General features: G+C 52.9%; 16 protein-coding genes and 1 tRNA gene. 9 read left to right on the top strand and 8 right to left on the bottom strand.

Going from position 1 to position 14,372, the window contains the following annotated elements; genetic code table 11:
- Nucleotides 1-665: outer membrane beta-barrel protein (locus LAT75_RS04285; protein ID WP_291481390.1), on the bottom strand; the 665-nt coding region annotated here is incomplete at its 3' end.
- Between the two features lie 295 nt (nucleotides 666-960).
- Here LAT75_RS04285 and LAT75_RS04280 point away from each other — a divergent pair.
- The 6 genes from LAT75_RS04280 to apaG all read left to right on the top strand — a co-directional run bounded on the left by LAT75_RS04280 (nucleotide 961) and on the right by apaG (nucleotide 7,018).
- Entirely contained in the window at nucleotides 961-1,389 is a 429-nt protein-coding gene (locus LAT75_RS04280) for a secondary thiamine-phosphate synthase enzyme YjbQ (RefSeq protein WP_291481389.1), read from the top strand.
- A gap of 187 nt (nucleotides 1,390-1,576) precedes the next feature.
- Nucleotides 1,577-2,587, top strand: coding sequence for an iron ABC transporter substrate-binding protein (locus LAT75_RS04275; RefSeq protein ID WP_291481388.1), 1,011 nt, complete (start codon nucleotides 1,577-1,579; stop codon nucleotides 2,585-2,587).
- A gap of 2 nt (nucleotides 2,588-2,589) precedes the next feature.
- Nucleotides 2,590-4,167 (top strand): iron ABC transporter permease, encoded by a 1,578-nt coding sequence (locus tag LAT75_RS04270; RefSeq protein WP_291481387.1) that lies wholly within the window; start codon nucleotides 2,590-2,592, stop codon nucleotides 4,165-4,167.
- 59 nt (nucleotides 4,168-4,226) lie between these two features.
- Complete coding sequence (locus LAT75_RS04265; protein WP_291481386.1) at nucleotides 4,227-5,273, top strand: ABC transporter ATP-binding protein; 1,047 nt, start codon at nucleotides 4,227-4,229, stop codon at nucleotides 5,271-5,273.
- A gap of 277 nt (nucleotides 5,274-5,550) precedes the next feature.
- Entirely contained in the window at nucleotides 5,551-6,552 is a 1,002-nt protein-coding gene (locus tag LAT75_RS04260; RefSeq protein WP_291481385.1) for a class I SAM-dependent methyltransferase, read from the top strand.
- Nucleotides 6,553-6,634: 82 nt separating this feature from the next.
- Entirely contained in the window at nucleotides 6,635-7,018 is a 384-nt protein-coding gene (gene apaG, locus LAT75_RS04255) for a Co2+/Mg2+ efflux protein ApaG (RefSeq protein WP_291481384.1), read from the top strand.
- Nucleotides 7,019-7,290: 272 nt separating this feature from the next.
- Here apaG and LAT75_RS04250 read toward each other — a convergent pair whose 3' ends face one another.
- A complete protein-coding gene (locus tag LAT75_RS04250; RefSeq protein WP_291481383.1) occupies nucleotides 7,291-7,851 on the bottom strand; it encodes a glutathione peroxidase in 561 nt (186 codons plus the stop codon).
- A 168-nt stretch (nucleotides 7,852-8,019) separates the two neighbouring features.
- On the opposite strand from LAT75_RS04250, the gene LAT75_RS04245 reads away from it, so the two are divergent.
- Genes LAT75_RS04245 through LAT75_RS04235 form a run of 3 tightly spaced genes read left to right on the top strand, consistent with a single transcriptional unit; the run spans nucleotide 8,020 to nucleotide 9,803 of the window.
- Complete coding sequence (locus LAT75_RS04245; protein ID WP_291481382.1) at nucleotides 8,020-8,691, top strand: hypothetical protein; 672 nt, start codon at nucleotides 8,020-8,022, stop codon at nucleotides 8,689-8,691.
- Between the two features lie 27 nt (nucleotides 8,692-8,718).
- On the top strand, nucleotides 8,719-9,048 hold the full coding sequence (locus LAT75_RS04240) for a hypothetical protein (RefSeq protein WP_291481381.1): 330 nt from the start codon (nucleotides 8,719-8,721) through the stop codon (nucleotides 9,046-9,048).
- A complete protein-coding gene (locus LAT75_RS04235) occupies nucleotides 9,045-9,803 on the top strand; it encodes an MBL fold metallo-hydrolase (RefSeq protein ID WP_291481380.1) in 759 nt (252 codons plus the stop codon). Before LAT75_RS04240 ends, LAT75_RS04235 begins: the two co-directional genes overlap by 4 nt.
- 135 nt (nucleotides 9,804-9,938) lie before the next feature.
- Here LAT75_RS04235 and LAT75_RS04230 read toward each other — a convergent pair whose 3' ends face one another.
- The 6 genes from LAT75_RS04230 to LAT75_RS04205 all read right to left on the bottom strand — a co-directional run bounded on the left by LAT75_RS04230 (nucleotide 9,939) and on the right by LAT75_RS04205 (nucleotide 14,360).
- Complete coding sequence (locus LAT75_RS04230; protein ID WP_291481379.1) at nucleotides 9,939-10,652, bottom strand: hypothetical protein; 714 nt, start codon at nucleotides 10,650-10,652, stop codon at nucleotides 9,939-9,941.
- Between the two features lie 52 nt (nucleotides 10,653-10,704).
- Nucleotides 10,705-11,268 (bottom strand): aminoacyl-tRNA hydrolase, encoded by a 564-nt coding sequence (pth, locus tag LAT75_RS04225; protein ID WP_291481378.1) that lies wholly within the window; start codon nucleotides 11,266-11,268, stop codon nucleotides 10,705-10,707.
- A 123-nt stretch (nucleotides 11,269-11,391) separates the two neighbouring features.
- Nucleotides 11,392-12,033, bottom strand: coding sequence for a 50S ribosomal protein L25 (locus LAT75_RS04220; RefSeq protein WP_291481377.1), 642 nt, complete (start codon nucleotides 12,031-12,033; stop codon nucleotides 11,392-11,394).
- A gap of 20 nt (nucleotides 12,034-12,053) precedes the next feature.
- Nucleotides 12,054-12,983 (bottom strand): ribose-phosphate pyrophosphokinase, encoded by a 930-nt coding sequence (locus tag LAT75_RS04215; protein WP_291481376.1) that lies wholly within the window; start codon nucleotides 12,981-12,983, stop codon nucleotides 12,054-12,056.
- Nucleotides 12,984-13,058: 75 nt separating this feature from the next.
- Nucleotides 13,059-13,129 (bottom strand) — tRNA-Gln (locus tag LAT75_RS04210).
- A 76-nt stretch (nucleotides 13,130-13,205) separates the two neighbouring features.
- Nucleotides 13,206-14,360, bottom strand: coding sequence for a DUF2851 family protein (locus LAT75_RS04205; protein WP_291481375.1), 1,155 nt, complete (start codon nucleotides 14,358-14,360; stop codon nucleotides 13,206-13,208).
- Between the last annotated feature and the right edge of the window lie 12 nt (nucleotides 14,361-14,372).

The following is a 14,372-nucleotide window of genomic DNA, read 5'->3' as shown; positions in this document are numbered from 1 at the left end:
GTGCGGGATTCGAGCACGTCGAAGGTGAAGTCTCCGCCGCTGGTATCGATAGATCCGGGCCTTACATACTCGGCATTGCCGCCAAACATGTAGCGCGCACCAAAGTTGAAGTAAACGCGCCCCTGCTGTGCTTCGCCGCCGTCCCAGATAAGGGCCCGAACCCCCGCACCGGCGCCATAGGCAAAGGCGAAGTCGTCGAAATTGGTGTCGCTTACAACCTCTTCCTGTGTACGGCGGTCCCGTATGGTGGAGTCGGTGTAGAGGTAATTAAAGCCGATGAGCGCATCAACATAGGGGCGAAAGCGGTAGTCGCGGCCGGTAATACGGGCGAAAAAGTTTACGTTGGCCATATTGTAGCTGTTCTCTACCGAGACGGTAACGTCAGGAATCGTGGGGCTGATAGGCACCCGGCGGCGGTCGGTGCCGAAGGTAAGAAAGCCGGCATCGATTCCGAGCATCAGAGGCGAATACGGCAGGCGGTAACCGGCCATACCGTGAATTCCAAAACCGGTGCGGTCGAGCTTATCGCCAAAAGCCCCCTGCGGTACACCCACCTGGAAATTAACGGCAAACTCAGCTTCCTGCGCGTTTGATTCCGCAACGGTGCCAAATAGAAAAAGCCCTGCAAAAAGGGCTGAAAACAGAACTGCGTAAATGATTTTCATATTTTTGAATAAATGGATGGAGTCGATTATTTAAACTGCTGCAGAAAACTATTCCATGTTTGGTACATCGGGCTGATCAGCCTGGATTTTTCATCCGGAAGATTCAAAAAAAGACCAATACAGCCGACGCCTTATAAAGAATTCTTTTTTACACTTTATATTGCGCTAAGTTACGCAGGGCTGATTTCAAACGCTAAAATTTGAATACGCTGAAGGACTTACCCAAAAGCCGGAACGCAGCGGCAGATTCTGCTGTAGGCTTCTCATAACTTAAACATAAACAAGGGACAGGGATATGGTTTTCATTCAGAAAGAAATTGAGCTTCGGCCTCATCCCAGAGGCTTTCACATCATAACAGACGAAATACTGCGCGGTATCGGCGATATCAGACGCATCAAAAAAGGCATGCTTCAGGTTTTCATCAAACACACGAGCGCATCGCTCACCATTAATGAAAATGCGGATCCTACGGTCCGTCAGGATTTTGAGACTTTTTTCAACCGCACCGTACCCGAAGATACCCGGCTGTACAAGCACACCCTCGAAGGCGAAGACGACATGACCTCACACATCAAAAGTTCCTTAATGGGGGCATCAGTGCTCATCCCGATCAGCAGCGGCCGGCTGAATATGGGCGTTTGGCAAGGCATCTACCTGTGTGAGCACCGCAATGAGGGCGGTTCAAGATACCTGGTCTTAACGGCCTGGGGAACAGAAGGCTGAGCTGCTCAGCTTTTAGAAATAAAGCTGAAACAACATCTCCCAAAACTTCTTCAGAAGAGCTGCATTTTTTTGCTGAAGCAGGCTTCTTCATAAAAATACAACATGCAGGTGCTATTTTAATTCAGTCTGAATAATTGTATTTTAGATACCTTATTTAGAATTAATCTTTGCATACGCTATTATTTTTATGAGCTCTATCCTGCTGATCCTGCAAAAAAGAATTGTATCTCTCGCCGTTCTGTGCTGCCTGCTTTTTGTGGCAGAAACAGCCCTGGCTCAGATAACAGTGTATTCCGGACGCAACCGTGCGCTGGTTGAACCCTTGGTTGACCGCTTTCAGGCCGAGACCGGCATAACGGTTCGCGTGCGCTACGGGGGCACCACGCAGCTGGCCGTAGCCATTCTGGAAGAAGGCCGCAGAAGTCCGGCAGATGTTTTCTGGTCGCAGGATGCCGGAGCATTGGGCGCGCTTCACAACGGGGATATGCTGCTTGCCCTGCCCGACAGCCTCACGCAGGCCCTGCCGCCTCAGTTTCGCAACAGTGCAGGCAGCTGGATTTCAACAAGCGCACGAGCCCGGGTGCTGGCATACAACACCAAACAGATTTCAGCCGAAGAGCTGCCGGCCTCTGTGTACGATCTCACCAAACCCGAATGGCGCGGCAAAGTAGGCTGGGCGCCGGCTAATGCCTCTTTTCAGTCGTTTGTAACGGCCATGCGCGCCCTCGACGGGGAAGAAAAAACGCGCCAATGGCTCGAAGATATGCGCCGCAACGGCGCCATCGCCTACAATAACAACAACTCCATCCTTCAGGCCATAGAAGCAGGTGAAGTTCTCGTAGGCCTCACCAACCACTACTACATCGACCGCGCGCTGGGTTCAAACACTAACTACCCGATCCGGTTTGCGTTTTTTGACGCCGGTGATTCCGGTAACCTGATCAACATTGCCGGAATGGGCATCGTAGCACCGTCACGCAGGGTTGAACAGGCAACCCGCTTTATCCATTTTATGATACAGGAAGAAGCCCAGCAGTTTTTCCGGGATTCCACTTTTGAGTACCCGGTCACTACAGGGCTTGCACCCGGCTACCGCCTGATTGAAGACGTTCTCGAACTGGCCCCGGAAATTGACCTCGACCTGCTTGAGGACCTCGACGGCACGCTTCGGCTGCTTCGCCAAACCGGGCTGCTCTGAGTTTGATTTCAAAACGCACCCTTTCCGGTTTACCGCCCTGGTATTTTTTACTTCCGGCTGTTTTTGTGGGCATATCGGTGCTGATGCCCCTGGTGTATCTGGTAATTCGCGCCTTCGACGGCGACTGGTCCCAAACTTCGGAGCTGGTGCTGCGGCAGCGCAACCTCATCCTGCTCAAAAACACCCTGATGCTCACCGGTAGCGTAGTGCTGGTTACCACACTGCTGGCCTTTCCCTTTGCCTGGCTCACTACACGCACCAACGTGCCCGGCGTTAAACTCATGACCCTGCTCGGGGTTATGCCCCTTGCCATTCCCGGCTATGTGCTGGCCTATTCGCTGCTGGGCGTAGGCGGCACAAACGGCACGCTGGCGCAGCTGTTCGGCATCGTCATCGACCGGCCCTCCGGCTTCTGGGGCGCGCTGCTGGCCATAAGCCTGTACACCTTCCCTTACCTGTTCCTGAACCTGCGCACCGGTTTCCTCGGCCTCGACCCCTCCGTTGAGGAAGCCGCCCGCTCACTGGGCTACAGCAGCAGGCAGATTCTGTTCCGGGTGATCATCCCGCAGCTGAAGCCTTCCTATCTGGCCGGTATGCTCATCATCTCGCTCTACGTAATCGGCGATTTCGGGGCCGTTTCGCTGATGCGCTTCGAAACCTTCAGCTACGCGCTTTTCCTGCAATATGAGAGCGCCTTCGACCGCGTTTATGCCGCCTGGATCGCGCTCATGCTGCTGGCCCTCACAAGCACAATTCTGGTGGCCGAGTACAAGCTGCTCAAAGGGCTGTCTTTTTACCGTATCGGCGTCGGTTCCGCGCGCCGCACCAAAATCACTGAGCTCAGCAGCTGGGGCATCGGGCTGGCCTGGACCTACGTGCTGGCCGTGCTCACGGCCGCCGTAGTGATACCGGTTGTAACCATTCTATTCTGGATGGCGCAGGGGGTCGATCCCTTCATCTGGAACTCCTTCGGCGATGCCATCCGGAACTCCATCACAGCTTCGGCACCGGCCGCGCTGCTGGCCGTTTTCTTTGCGGTGCCGCTGGCCTACATTTCGATCCGCTACCCCTCCCGCATGTCCAACTACCTGCAGCGGTTTGCCTACCTCGGCTATGCAACCCCACCGCTGGCGCTGGCGCTGGCCTTCATCTTTTTCAGCCTGAGCGCGGTACCTTTCCTCTACCAAAGCCTGGCACTGCTGGTGTTTGCCTACGCGCTGCACTTCCTTGCAGAATCGATGGGGCCGATCCGCAGCGCCCTGTATCAGGCACCGCCGCGCATTGAGGAAGCTGCCCGCTCACTGGGCGTAAGCCGCTTCCGGGCCTTCTGGCTCACAACCTTCCCCCTGCTGAAAAGCGGAATTGTAGCCGGCTCCGCCTTTGTTTTCCTCTCAGCCATGAAGGAATTGCCAATTACCTTTATATTGTCACCCATCGGCTTCGAAACGCTGGCTGTGAGCGTTTGGGGGTATTCAGCGGAGGCCATGTTTGCCGAAGCCGCTCCTTTTGCACTTAGCATCCTGTTTTTCTCGGTATTATTTGTTTATCTGTTATTCGCCCGCGAATGGAAAAAAGCATGAACTGTCTGTTGAGAGCTACCAATCTCACGAAACGATTTTCGCCTCAGGATCCCCCTGTGGTGGATAAAGTTTCGTTTACGGTAGCCCCTGAAGAAATTTTCGCCATCCTCGGCCCAAGCGGCTGCGGCAAAACGACCACCCTGCGCATGATTGCCGGCTTCGAGCGAACCGACGAAGGTTCCATACAGCTGAACGGCAAAACGCTGGAGTGCCCCTATACGCACGTGCCCCCCGAAAAGCGGGGTGTAGGCTTCGTATTTCAGGATTATGCCCTGTTCCCGCACCTCAATGTGCTGGAAAATGTAAAGTTCGGCCTCACAGGGCTTTCCAAAAGCGAGCGTGAATACCGGGCAAACGACATCCTGGAGCTCATCGGCATGAAGGCCTTCTGCAAACGCAAGCCGCACGAGCTTTCCGGCGGACAGCAGCAGCGCGTTGCCCTGGCCCGCGCCCTCGCTCCGAAGCCCTCCATGCTGCTCATGGATGAGCCCTTCTCAAACCTCGATGCCGTACTGCGGCAGTCAACCCGCAACGAAGTGCGGCGCATCCTCAAAGAAGCGCGCATGAGCGCAGTGCTGGTTACGCACGATCAGGAGGAAGCCCTCTCGGTAGCCGACCGCATCGGGGTGATGAACAAGGGCAAACTCGTTCAGATCGGCACCCCCGAAGATGTCTATTACCGGCCCCGCACTTCTTTCGTGGCCACCTTCCTGGGCCGCACCAACCTGTTTGCAGCACAGGCATCCGGGCTGGAAGCCCGTTCCGAAATCGGCACCCTCATGCTCGATAAACCCGCCCGGGGCGATGTAATGCTCTCCGTACGGCCCGAGCACCTCACCATTGAGCGCGCCACACCCGCCAACAGCAGCAACAGCTGCGGCCTGATCTGCAGCCGCGAGTTCAAGGGGCACGACATCACCTACCACGTGCGCATGCCGCAGTGCGAGTGCATCGTGCATACCGATAACCGCATGCCCTTCAGCATTGGCGATAATGTGGTGGTTCGCCCGCTTGAGCCGGCCGTAGTACTCGAGCACGAAGACGGGCGCGCGAGCCTCACCCCAAGCTTCATGCAGGAAACCGGCGACCCCGACAAGCCCCTGTAAGTCTGCCCGAAGCCCCGCCCCGCTTCGACCAAAGCAGGCATAAACAGTTGCCCTGAACCCGGCTGCCCGATTATGACCGTACCGCCTTATTTTTAGGGGAAACGCCGTGCACATCACGGTCTTTCGTGCTTGCGGGAAATCCCAAACCAGCGGCCTGTCCCCAGCTTTTTGTTTTCTGTTTTGGGCGTTCCTCTCCCGCATAGCCCCTTCCCTGAAACCCTAAAGCAAGAGCTTCTCCGAAACCGGTTTTAAATTCAAACCTCTGAATCAGCTCAAAATGCCCGCAACACCTGAATTGGATGCAGCAGCGTCAGGATCATCCCCGCACTCAGCGCATACGCGTACGCATACGCAACCACAGCTGACAGACACACCGGCACCGCCGCAATGTCCGCTGAGCGGCTCTTACGGGCTCCGGCTGCTGTGCCGCACCCGCGATTTCGGCTGCAGCGGGGAAGCCTTCGAGGTGTGGGAATCGGCCGGAAATCACTTTTGCTTCACCTGGCCGGCACCGCCACCTGAAGTCATGCCCCGTTACTATGATATGCCCGCCTACCTCTCCCACAACAGCGAGCAGAAAGGGCTCTTTGCGGCTGTGTACCGGCGCGTGCGCACCTTCATGAACCGGCGCAAGCTCCGGCTGATTGCGAGCTACGTACCCCTCCGTAAGGCGCGCGTGCTCGATTTCGGCTGCGGTACCGGCGACTTTGCCGGCTTTCTGGCAAAGGCCCGCCCCGGCTGGTCGGTAGCCGGAATTGAGCCCGGGGAGTCAGCCGCGCAGCAGGCACGGGAGCGGCACGGCCTCGCGGTTAGCGAAAGCTTCGGAGCCCTCCCGGCAACAGAGCGCTTCAGCCTCGTCACCGCATGGCACGCCCTCGAGCACGTACCTGACCCGGCCGAAACCCTGCGGGAAATGAACCTACGGCTGGTGCATCACGGAAAGCTCGTCATCGCCCTTCCGAACTACACAAGCTACGATGCCGAATTTTACGGCAGCAGCTGGGCTGGTCTTGATACGCCGCGCCATCTGTTCCACTACAGCCCGAAAGGAATCACGAAGCTTGCCGCCGGCTGCGGTTTCCGCCTCGAAGAAAAACAGGGCATGCCCTTCGATGCTTTTTATGTGAGCCTGCTCAGCGAGCAGTACCGAAAGAGCGGCTTTGCCGGCTTTTTCAGGGCCGGACTCATCGGGTTGCTCTCAAATATATACGGTGCATCGAATGTTAACCGAAGCAGTTCTGTTATCTACGTGTTCACAAAAACAGAAGAAGCAAGCTGATTCCCGTCTGTCGTTTACTTTGCGTAAATTTTTCGTTAGTCTGTCAACAACCCCTTCGTTTATTCATTCCACATCTGCTGCTATGACTTACACTGAAATCTCCTTCGACATAAAAGTAATTGTGAAACCTGTATTTCTTGAGAATGAATCCGATGTGATTACAGGCAAATATGTCTATGCCTATTTCATTACTATTGAAAACCTGGGTCAGGAGCCCGTAAAACTCCTGAACCGCTACTGGCACATTGCTGATTCGACCGGCGATGTTTATGAGATTGAGGGAGAGGGAGTTATCGGGAGGCAGCCTGTAATCGGGCCCGGAAAATCGCATAGCTACAACAGCTACTGCGTGCTAAAATCAATGGCAGGCAACATGAAGGGCTACTATCTGATGCAGCGCGACAACGGCGAACGTGTTAAGGTGAACATTCCGGAGTTTCATCTCCGCTCACACCTGCTGAACTGAGCTGCCGCTCACCGGGAAGCTTTGCTCATAAAAAAGCTTTTCTGAATTTGACTGTAACTCACATGAATCGTTTTGAATATTCAGATTCAGCAGGAATTCAACTATAATTCAGAGTAATGCTGCCGATTTTCCTACCCCTTCCACCGAATAAACAAACCGGAATCTGCTTTCAGCGGGTTTATCGTAAATCAGAATTATAAAAAAAGACCTCTCTGTACAAATTGACAGAGAGGTCTTTTTTTTGATTACTGACGAAAAAAATGAGGACGAAATTACTCCTGCAGTAAAGCCTCAATACTGCCCGTCATTTCAGGACTCATAGGCGTAGTACGTGAGCCGAAACGGCGAATAAGATTTCCCTGCTGATCAATAAGAAATTTTTCGAAATTCCAGCGTATGTCACCCTCAATGTCGGGGTTAGGTGTGTTCGTTAACAAAGCAAACAAAGGGTGCTGCTCTTCCCCCCTCACAGAAATGCGGCTGAACATGGGAAAAGTGACGCCAAAATTACGCTCACAGAACTCAGCAATTTCATCATCCGCATCAAATTCCTGGCCACCAAAATCAGCTGAGGGGAAACCAAGTATCGTGAATCCCCGGCCGGCATAGGTTTCGTACAACTCCTGAAGTTCCCTATATTGGGAAGTAAACCCGCATTTTGAAGCCGTATTTACGAAGAGTACCACAGAGCCCTTAAACTGTTCCAGATCCGTTTCTTCCCCGTTCAGAGAAAGCATGGAAAAGTCGTAAACTGTACTTTGGCGCTCATTTGATGTGTTCTCATCCGCAGGTTCAGAGAAGGTCGTCATAAATAAGAAAATCAGTAAAATCATTTTTTTCAGGGTTTGGTTAACAGCTTATGCCTGAAATTATCACCGGCCCCATAACGTTCCAAGAGGAATCGATCCATATCCTTAATTTTGTTAATAATGAAACTTATCGCAGGCCTTTTTCTTGCTGCAGGTCTAATAGCCGGCATAACTGCGCCGCTACAGGCCCAGATGTTTTCCGTATCCGGCACCACACAACCACAGCAGCAGCGGCTCATCACCCCAAGCAGTGCGGGAGCTTTTGTTGAATTCGCTGATTTTTCTCTGTTTGGGCGCATTTCAGATGAATCCGGTATGCCCGACTACAGCTTTGACGGCATGCTCTACGGGGTTTTCATCAGAACACCGGGCCTCGTGTTTCACCTGGCCGACCGCACCTCACTGAGTGATGGTGAAGATATCCGCGCAACTTTTGTGGGTCTTGGCGTTCTGGCTCCCGCTACCATTCGTTCCGGTAACAGCTACCGTATCGCTATCCCGTTTGGTTTGAGCACCGATTACACGCTCGTAAGAACACGGCAAACGGCCAATACCAGTCAGGAGTTTGCTCAGAACTCAATTTATATTGCAGCCGGCCTCGATTTCCTTTTTCAGCTGACCCAGCGAACGCAGCTGCATGCCGTATCGCAGCCCAATATCGGTTTCACGGTAGGCTCTTACGGAGCCAACGGCGGCACTTCCTACAAACTCACGCAGGATCTTTTCCTGAATTTCAATCAGCTGGCAGGCCGTTTCGGCGCACAACTGGGCTACACAGCTTCCTTTATCCGTTACAGCAATACCGACCCGGAATTCCGGTACGACTGGTCCTCACACCGGCTGCGGTTTGCCGTCACTTTTTAACCGAAACTCCGCAAACTGTTTTTTGTGATGAGATCTGAAAAACTGCTTCTCGATCTTGAAGACATTCTGGAACAGCTCGGCTACGTCGTTCGCAAAGAACGGGGAAGTTTTCGCGGCGGGTTTTGTCTGCTTGAAGGCGAAAAAATAATTATGCTGAACAAAAATCAGCCTCCTGATTATCTCGTTGGCGTTATCGCCCGCTTTTTGCTGGAAAACAGCCATGAGATTGAACTCGACAGCCTGTATATTAAACCTGCAACCCGCAAGCATCTGAATGAGCGCATCAGGGCTGCAAGGCATCTGTCTGAGCGCCGGTCTGAAGACCGGCCCGACCCCCTAAATACTGATTTTGCATGAAACTTACTTTTCTCGGAACCGGCACTTCTATGGGCGTGCCCGTTGCCGGCGGCTTTGGCCGGGAAGTTCCGACCGGAGATTCCAGAGATGACCGCTACAGAACATCCGCATGGGTCCAAACCGACGAGCTGTCTATTATCATTGATACCGGCCCCGAATTCAGGCTGCAAACCCTGAGGGCGGGCATCCGAAGTGTTGACCTGCTACTGCTCACCCACGAGCATACCGATCACATTGCCGGCCTTGATGATCTTCGCCCTTTCCACTACATGCGCCGCAAACCGCTGCCGGCCTACACAACACAAAGCTGCATCAGGGCCCTGCGTACGCGCTTCCATTATATGTTTCCGCCACACAAAACCCCGGGCTCTGTAGATCTCGACCTGCACGTACTCAACCATGCCGTTACCATAGGCGACTGCACCATCACACCGCTTCCGGTCGATCACACCGTAATGGACGTGCTCGGTTTCCGCATCAACGATCTTTCTTATGTTACGGATGCCAAAATCATCCCTAAAGAAACGCGTGAGCGCATCAGAGGCTCCAAAGTGCTCGTGCTCAACGGCCTCCGCTGGGATCCTGACCATCCCACCCACATCACCATACCCGAAGCCGTAAAAATCGCCGAAGAGCTCGAAATTCCCCAAACTTACCTGGTCCACATTTCCTCCTACGTCATCCACAAAGAGGTCTCCGCAAAGCTCCCGGCCCACGTGCAGCTTGCCTACGATCAGCTGAGCATCGAAATCTGACCGGACCCCCGCTTCCTTACCATTATTGCTGAAAACAAAAAGCCGGAGAAGCTGCATGCTCCTCCGGCTTTTTTTATGTGATGATGAGGCTCAGAAACGATGCCGCACGGCCTGCAACATTTGCCGTTCCGGCGCTTATCTCAGCCGTGTTTCGGGGAAAACTTCCTCAAAACCGTGGGGCGGACGCTCGAGGGTCCAGGTTTCAAAATAAAACAGCCGCTCGCTTTTCGCCCTTTTCCCGTTGATGCTGAAAAATCGAAAGGTATCGGTACCGGTCATGGGCTGATAAACGTCAAAAAACGATTCGTAAATATTGGCCTTCGAAAACAGGTGCAGGTCAAATCCGTTGTGCGCCTGCTCGGTAAAGACCACCTGTGCCCCGGCATCAAGCACTGGTTTCAGGCAATCGATTTTTTCACGAACGGATAGATCAGCCGCAAAAAGGCCATCCCCTTCTGCATTTCCGGCCGCTGTCTTCGCCCGCCCGGCCACCTCATCTGAGCCGCACAAAACAAAAGCTTGGCCGGCGGCAGTGGGTGCCCACTGCTGTATTTCCGCCGGAGTACGAAGCTGCTCCACGCCGGAAAAAATCCGGACGGGCTTCAGCGCTTGCATAAAGCCGGCAAAGAGGCTGTCAAAACGGTCAAGTGCTGAAAACCCAAACTGAGGGTCTCCGGTTGCCCCAAACCGCGTACCAGTAAAATAAAACTTGGAGTACACCGGCACCGGCTTCATAAATTCTTCCAGTGTTGAAGGCCGTTTGAGCTCCCCTCTGGGGTCTGCGTTTCCTGAAAGCTGCTCCAGCCGGAGATCGTGCTCGAAAATAAGTTTGAAAATATCTTTATTCATGCTGCTGTCATTTTAGGGTGATGCGGTTCGGAGCCATAAGCCGCCCCGGGCATTATTTCGAATTAAACTGATTCATGGTCTGCACGATTCCCTGCCGGATGAAGCACAGCACACCTTCAGCAGAAAGCGCCACCGATTCCTCTATCAGCTGCCGCTCAGTATCGTCGAACGGCCCAAGCACATAATCGACCTGACGCCCCCTTGGGAAATCGTTACCGATACCAAACCGCAGCCGCGGGAAACGGCGCGTGCCGGTCCGCTCAATAATATCGGTGATGCCGTTGTGCCCGCCCGCCGAGCCGGCATCCCGAAAACGGATTTTCCCCGGCGGCAGGTTAAGGTCGTCGTAACAGATCAGGCAGTTATCAAGGCTCGTTTTAAAGGTTACAAGCGCCTTCGAAACGGCACTGCCGCTCCGGTTCATGTAGGTTTCCGGTTTGATGAGCACAAACGGCTTGCCTTTAAAACTGCCGCGGGCTTCCCGCCACGCCCCCCGGCCGGGCTCAAAAGCGAGGTTCATCTCACGGGCGATGTGCTCTACGATTGTAAAACCAATATTATGCCGGGTATTCGCATATTCAGCGCCAATATTTCCAAGTCCGAAAATTAAATGCATGGATCAGATTGAATTTATTTGCAATACGCTGTATAAACAGCAAACGCCGCCACTCATCTGAGGGCGGCGTTTGCCGGTAAAACAACGTATGCCGTAATGCTTAAACAGGAATGCTGTTTATGTTTATGCTTCTGCAGTTTCAGCAGCAGCTTCAGCTGTTTCTGCACCTTCTTCATCGTCGTCAAGCTCGGTAATTGAGATACCGCTTGCACCTTTCGGCGGACGAATAACTACGATAGTGCGCTCACCCGGAGTGAGAATCTGGAGGTTTTTCGGCTTAATACGGCGTACTTTAAGGGTATTACCGATCTGCATTTTACCGATGTTAACCACAAATTCAGCCGGCATATTTGCAGGCAGACATCTGATCTGAAGTTCACGAAGCGGCTGATACAAACGACCGCCTTCTGTAACACCCGGCGAAATACCTTCAAGACGGATGGGCACCGTGATGGTAAACTCTTTATCCTCAGAAGTAGCATACAGATCAACGTGAATCGGCCGATCCGTTACAGGATGAAACTCCACCTTCTGAATGATACACTTATACTCGCCACCGTTAACTTTGATGAGAAGAAACTCCTTATCAACAACGCTCAGCATTTTTTCAACGTCCAGCTCAGGCAGCGCGATATTGATATTTTCTTCAACACCCGGGCCATAGACTACAGCGGGTACCAGATTTTGATTGCGAAGCTTACTGCTGGGTGTGCTGCCACTTTCCCGAACGTTAACTTCAAGTTCTACGACTTTTGGGTTTTTCATAATATTTCCTTGTGTGTTAATTAATCATCAAACAGAGTGCTGATGGAATCATCCGTATATATTCTGCGGATGGCGTCAGCGAAAATACCAGCTACACTCAGAACTTTAATTTTGTCGGAATGACGCTGCAGCGGAATAGAATCCGATACTAAAAGCATGTCGATACTTGACTGCTCAATACGCTGATAGGCCGGTCCGGAAAGTATCGGATGTGTTCCTGCGGCCACAATCTTTTTCGCACCGCGTGCTTTAAGGGCATCTGCGGCATTGGTTAGTGTTCCGGCGGTATCAATCAGATCATCTACCATCAGAATGTTTTTGCCGTCCACTTCACCAATTACGTTCATCACTTCAGCTACGTTTTGCTGCGGCCGGCGTTTATCAACAAAAGCCAGACCTGCACCTAAGCGCTTCGAATACGAACGGGCCATTTTAAGGCTGCCTACATCCGGAGCTACTACGACCAAATCATCAATCGGATTGTTTTTGAAATAATCCACAAATATTGACCCGGCATACAGGTGATCAAGCGGAATATCAAAAAAACCCTGAATCTGAGGGGCATGAAGATCCATAGTAAGCACCCTGTCAGCACCGGCTGAAGCAATCAGGTTAGCCATTAGCTTGGCTGCTATCGAAACCCGAGGCTGATCTTTACGATCCTGCCTTGCATATCCGAAATACGGTATTACCGCCGTAACCCGATGTGATGAAGCCCGCTTCGCTGCGTCAATCATCAGCAACAGCTCAATAATGCTGTCAGCTGTTGGCGTTGACTGAATGATATAGGTATCAACCCCCCGTATGCTCTCCTTAAACTTAACGTACAGCTCACCGTCTGAGAAATTTTTAATAGTCACTTCTCCTAAGGTGCTGCCATACTCCTCTGCAATTGCACGGGATAGAGACAAATTACTGCGACCTGCGAATATAGCGAGCGGCTTATCCAAGGGTGATGCGGCTGAGGGTTATACGTAATAAAAAAGGATGCACACGTAGCATGGACATCCTTTAAGAAAGAAATGTTGCCCGGGGAGGATTCGAACCCCCACTGACTGGACCAAAACCAGCTGTCCTGCCTTTAGACGACCGGGCAATCATTTTATTTAATAGAATGCAAATTTAAAGAGAAATATAAGCTGTGTCAACCCCAAAATTAAACCTATCTCAGTTTAAGCCGGCCGGCTGCTATCCGGTACAAGGCGGCCTATACTGCATTCACCGCATCGCTTCTGTGCACACCACGAACGGTACTGATGCACCACACCAAGATGGCTGAGCGATGCTTTTTCCTTAAAACCGGCAGCTTCAAAAGCCTGGCTGAATACCGGTTCCGGCTCATAGTGATGCGTCTTCCAGTGCTGCCAGGCCTCCTGCTGCAGCCGCCCCGACGCCAAAATGCTGCCGAGAAGATAAAAGGCCGGCAGCCATACAATCAGATATAAGAGCTCATTTCGTTTACCGCTGCTTAACACCTGCCGTGCACACCATTCCGGGCCTTTCAGCAGATCACTGCGGCTGAGCGCATCGAGGCGGGTAGCAAAAACAGCGAGATGTCCGATTCTTTGCCGGGGTTTATTTCCCGGGCGGGAGCCGCTAAAATCCCAATCTGTGCGCTGCATCGGTGCTGAAGCACTATTTTCAGAAATAAGGCCGCTGAGTTCGAGCAGCTTTGCCTGAAGCGCGTCCGCACTCAGGCCCTGCCGAAGCAGCCCGGGCACATGGCCCGACAGCTGCACCATGGCATCCCTGTTGCGGCTGAGCCCGAATACGGAAGCCGCTCCTCTGAGCGCCATCTGCTTCCATGCCTGTTCTATGCCAAGAGCCGGCTCCCACCAGCACATCAGGGCCTCTGCTCTGCTGGCAAAGTACGCTTCGCGGGCCTTCTCAAGCTGCCGATGCACTATTTCAGGCTTCAGATACCGCACTGATGCACTGCATGGAAGACCTGAACCGGGCTGTAAATCCGCAAACTGTTCCGGTTTAATTACCGGTAACAGGGAACAGCGAAGCGGTATCTGACCGCTTTTTAGTTTTACCGGCTTTGCCGATGGATATAAAAAAACGTGCAGCACCACCCCGTTGTAGGCGGGGTCTGTACTGTGACCGTGCTCCTGCCACTGCTGTTCATGCACGTGCAGCTCTATATCGCCGCGCAGCAGCAGCCCGTCTGCGGTGCGGATGGCCCCAAGCCTGAAATCGGGGCCGTCGCCGGGGTTAAACTCCCCCGGGTTTTCCAGCATAAAAGTAAGCCCGCAGAGCGTACGATGTCCATGCCTGCCAAAGGCAAGCTGTTGCCATAACTGCTGCAGTTTATGTTCTTTCATGCAGTTTGATAC

The organism is Cyclonatronum sp., assembly GCF_022565315.1.
Taxonomy (GTDB): domain Bacteria; phylum Bacteroidota; class Rhodothermia; order Balneolales; family Cyclonatronaceae; genus Cyclonatronum.
Note: the sequence above shows the minus strand (reverse complement) of the source record. Positions and strands in the feature narration are given on the sequence as shown.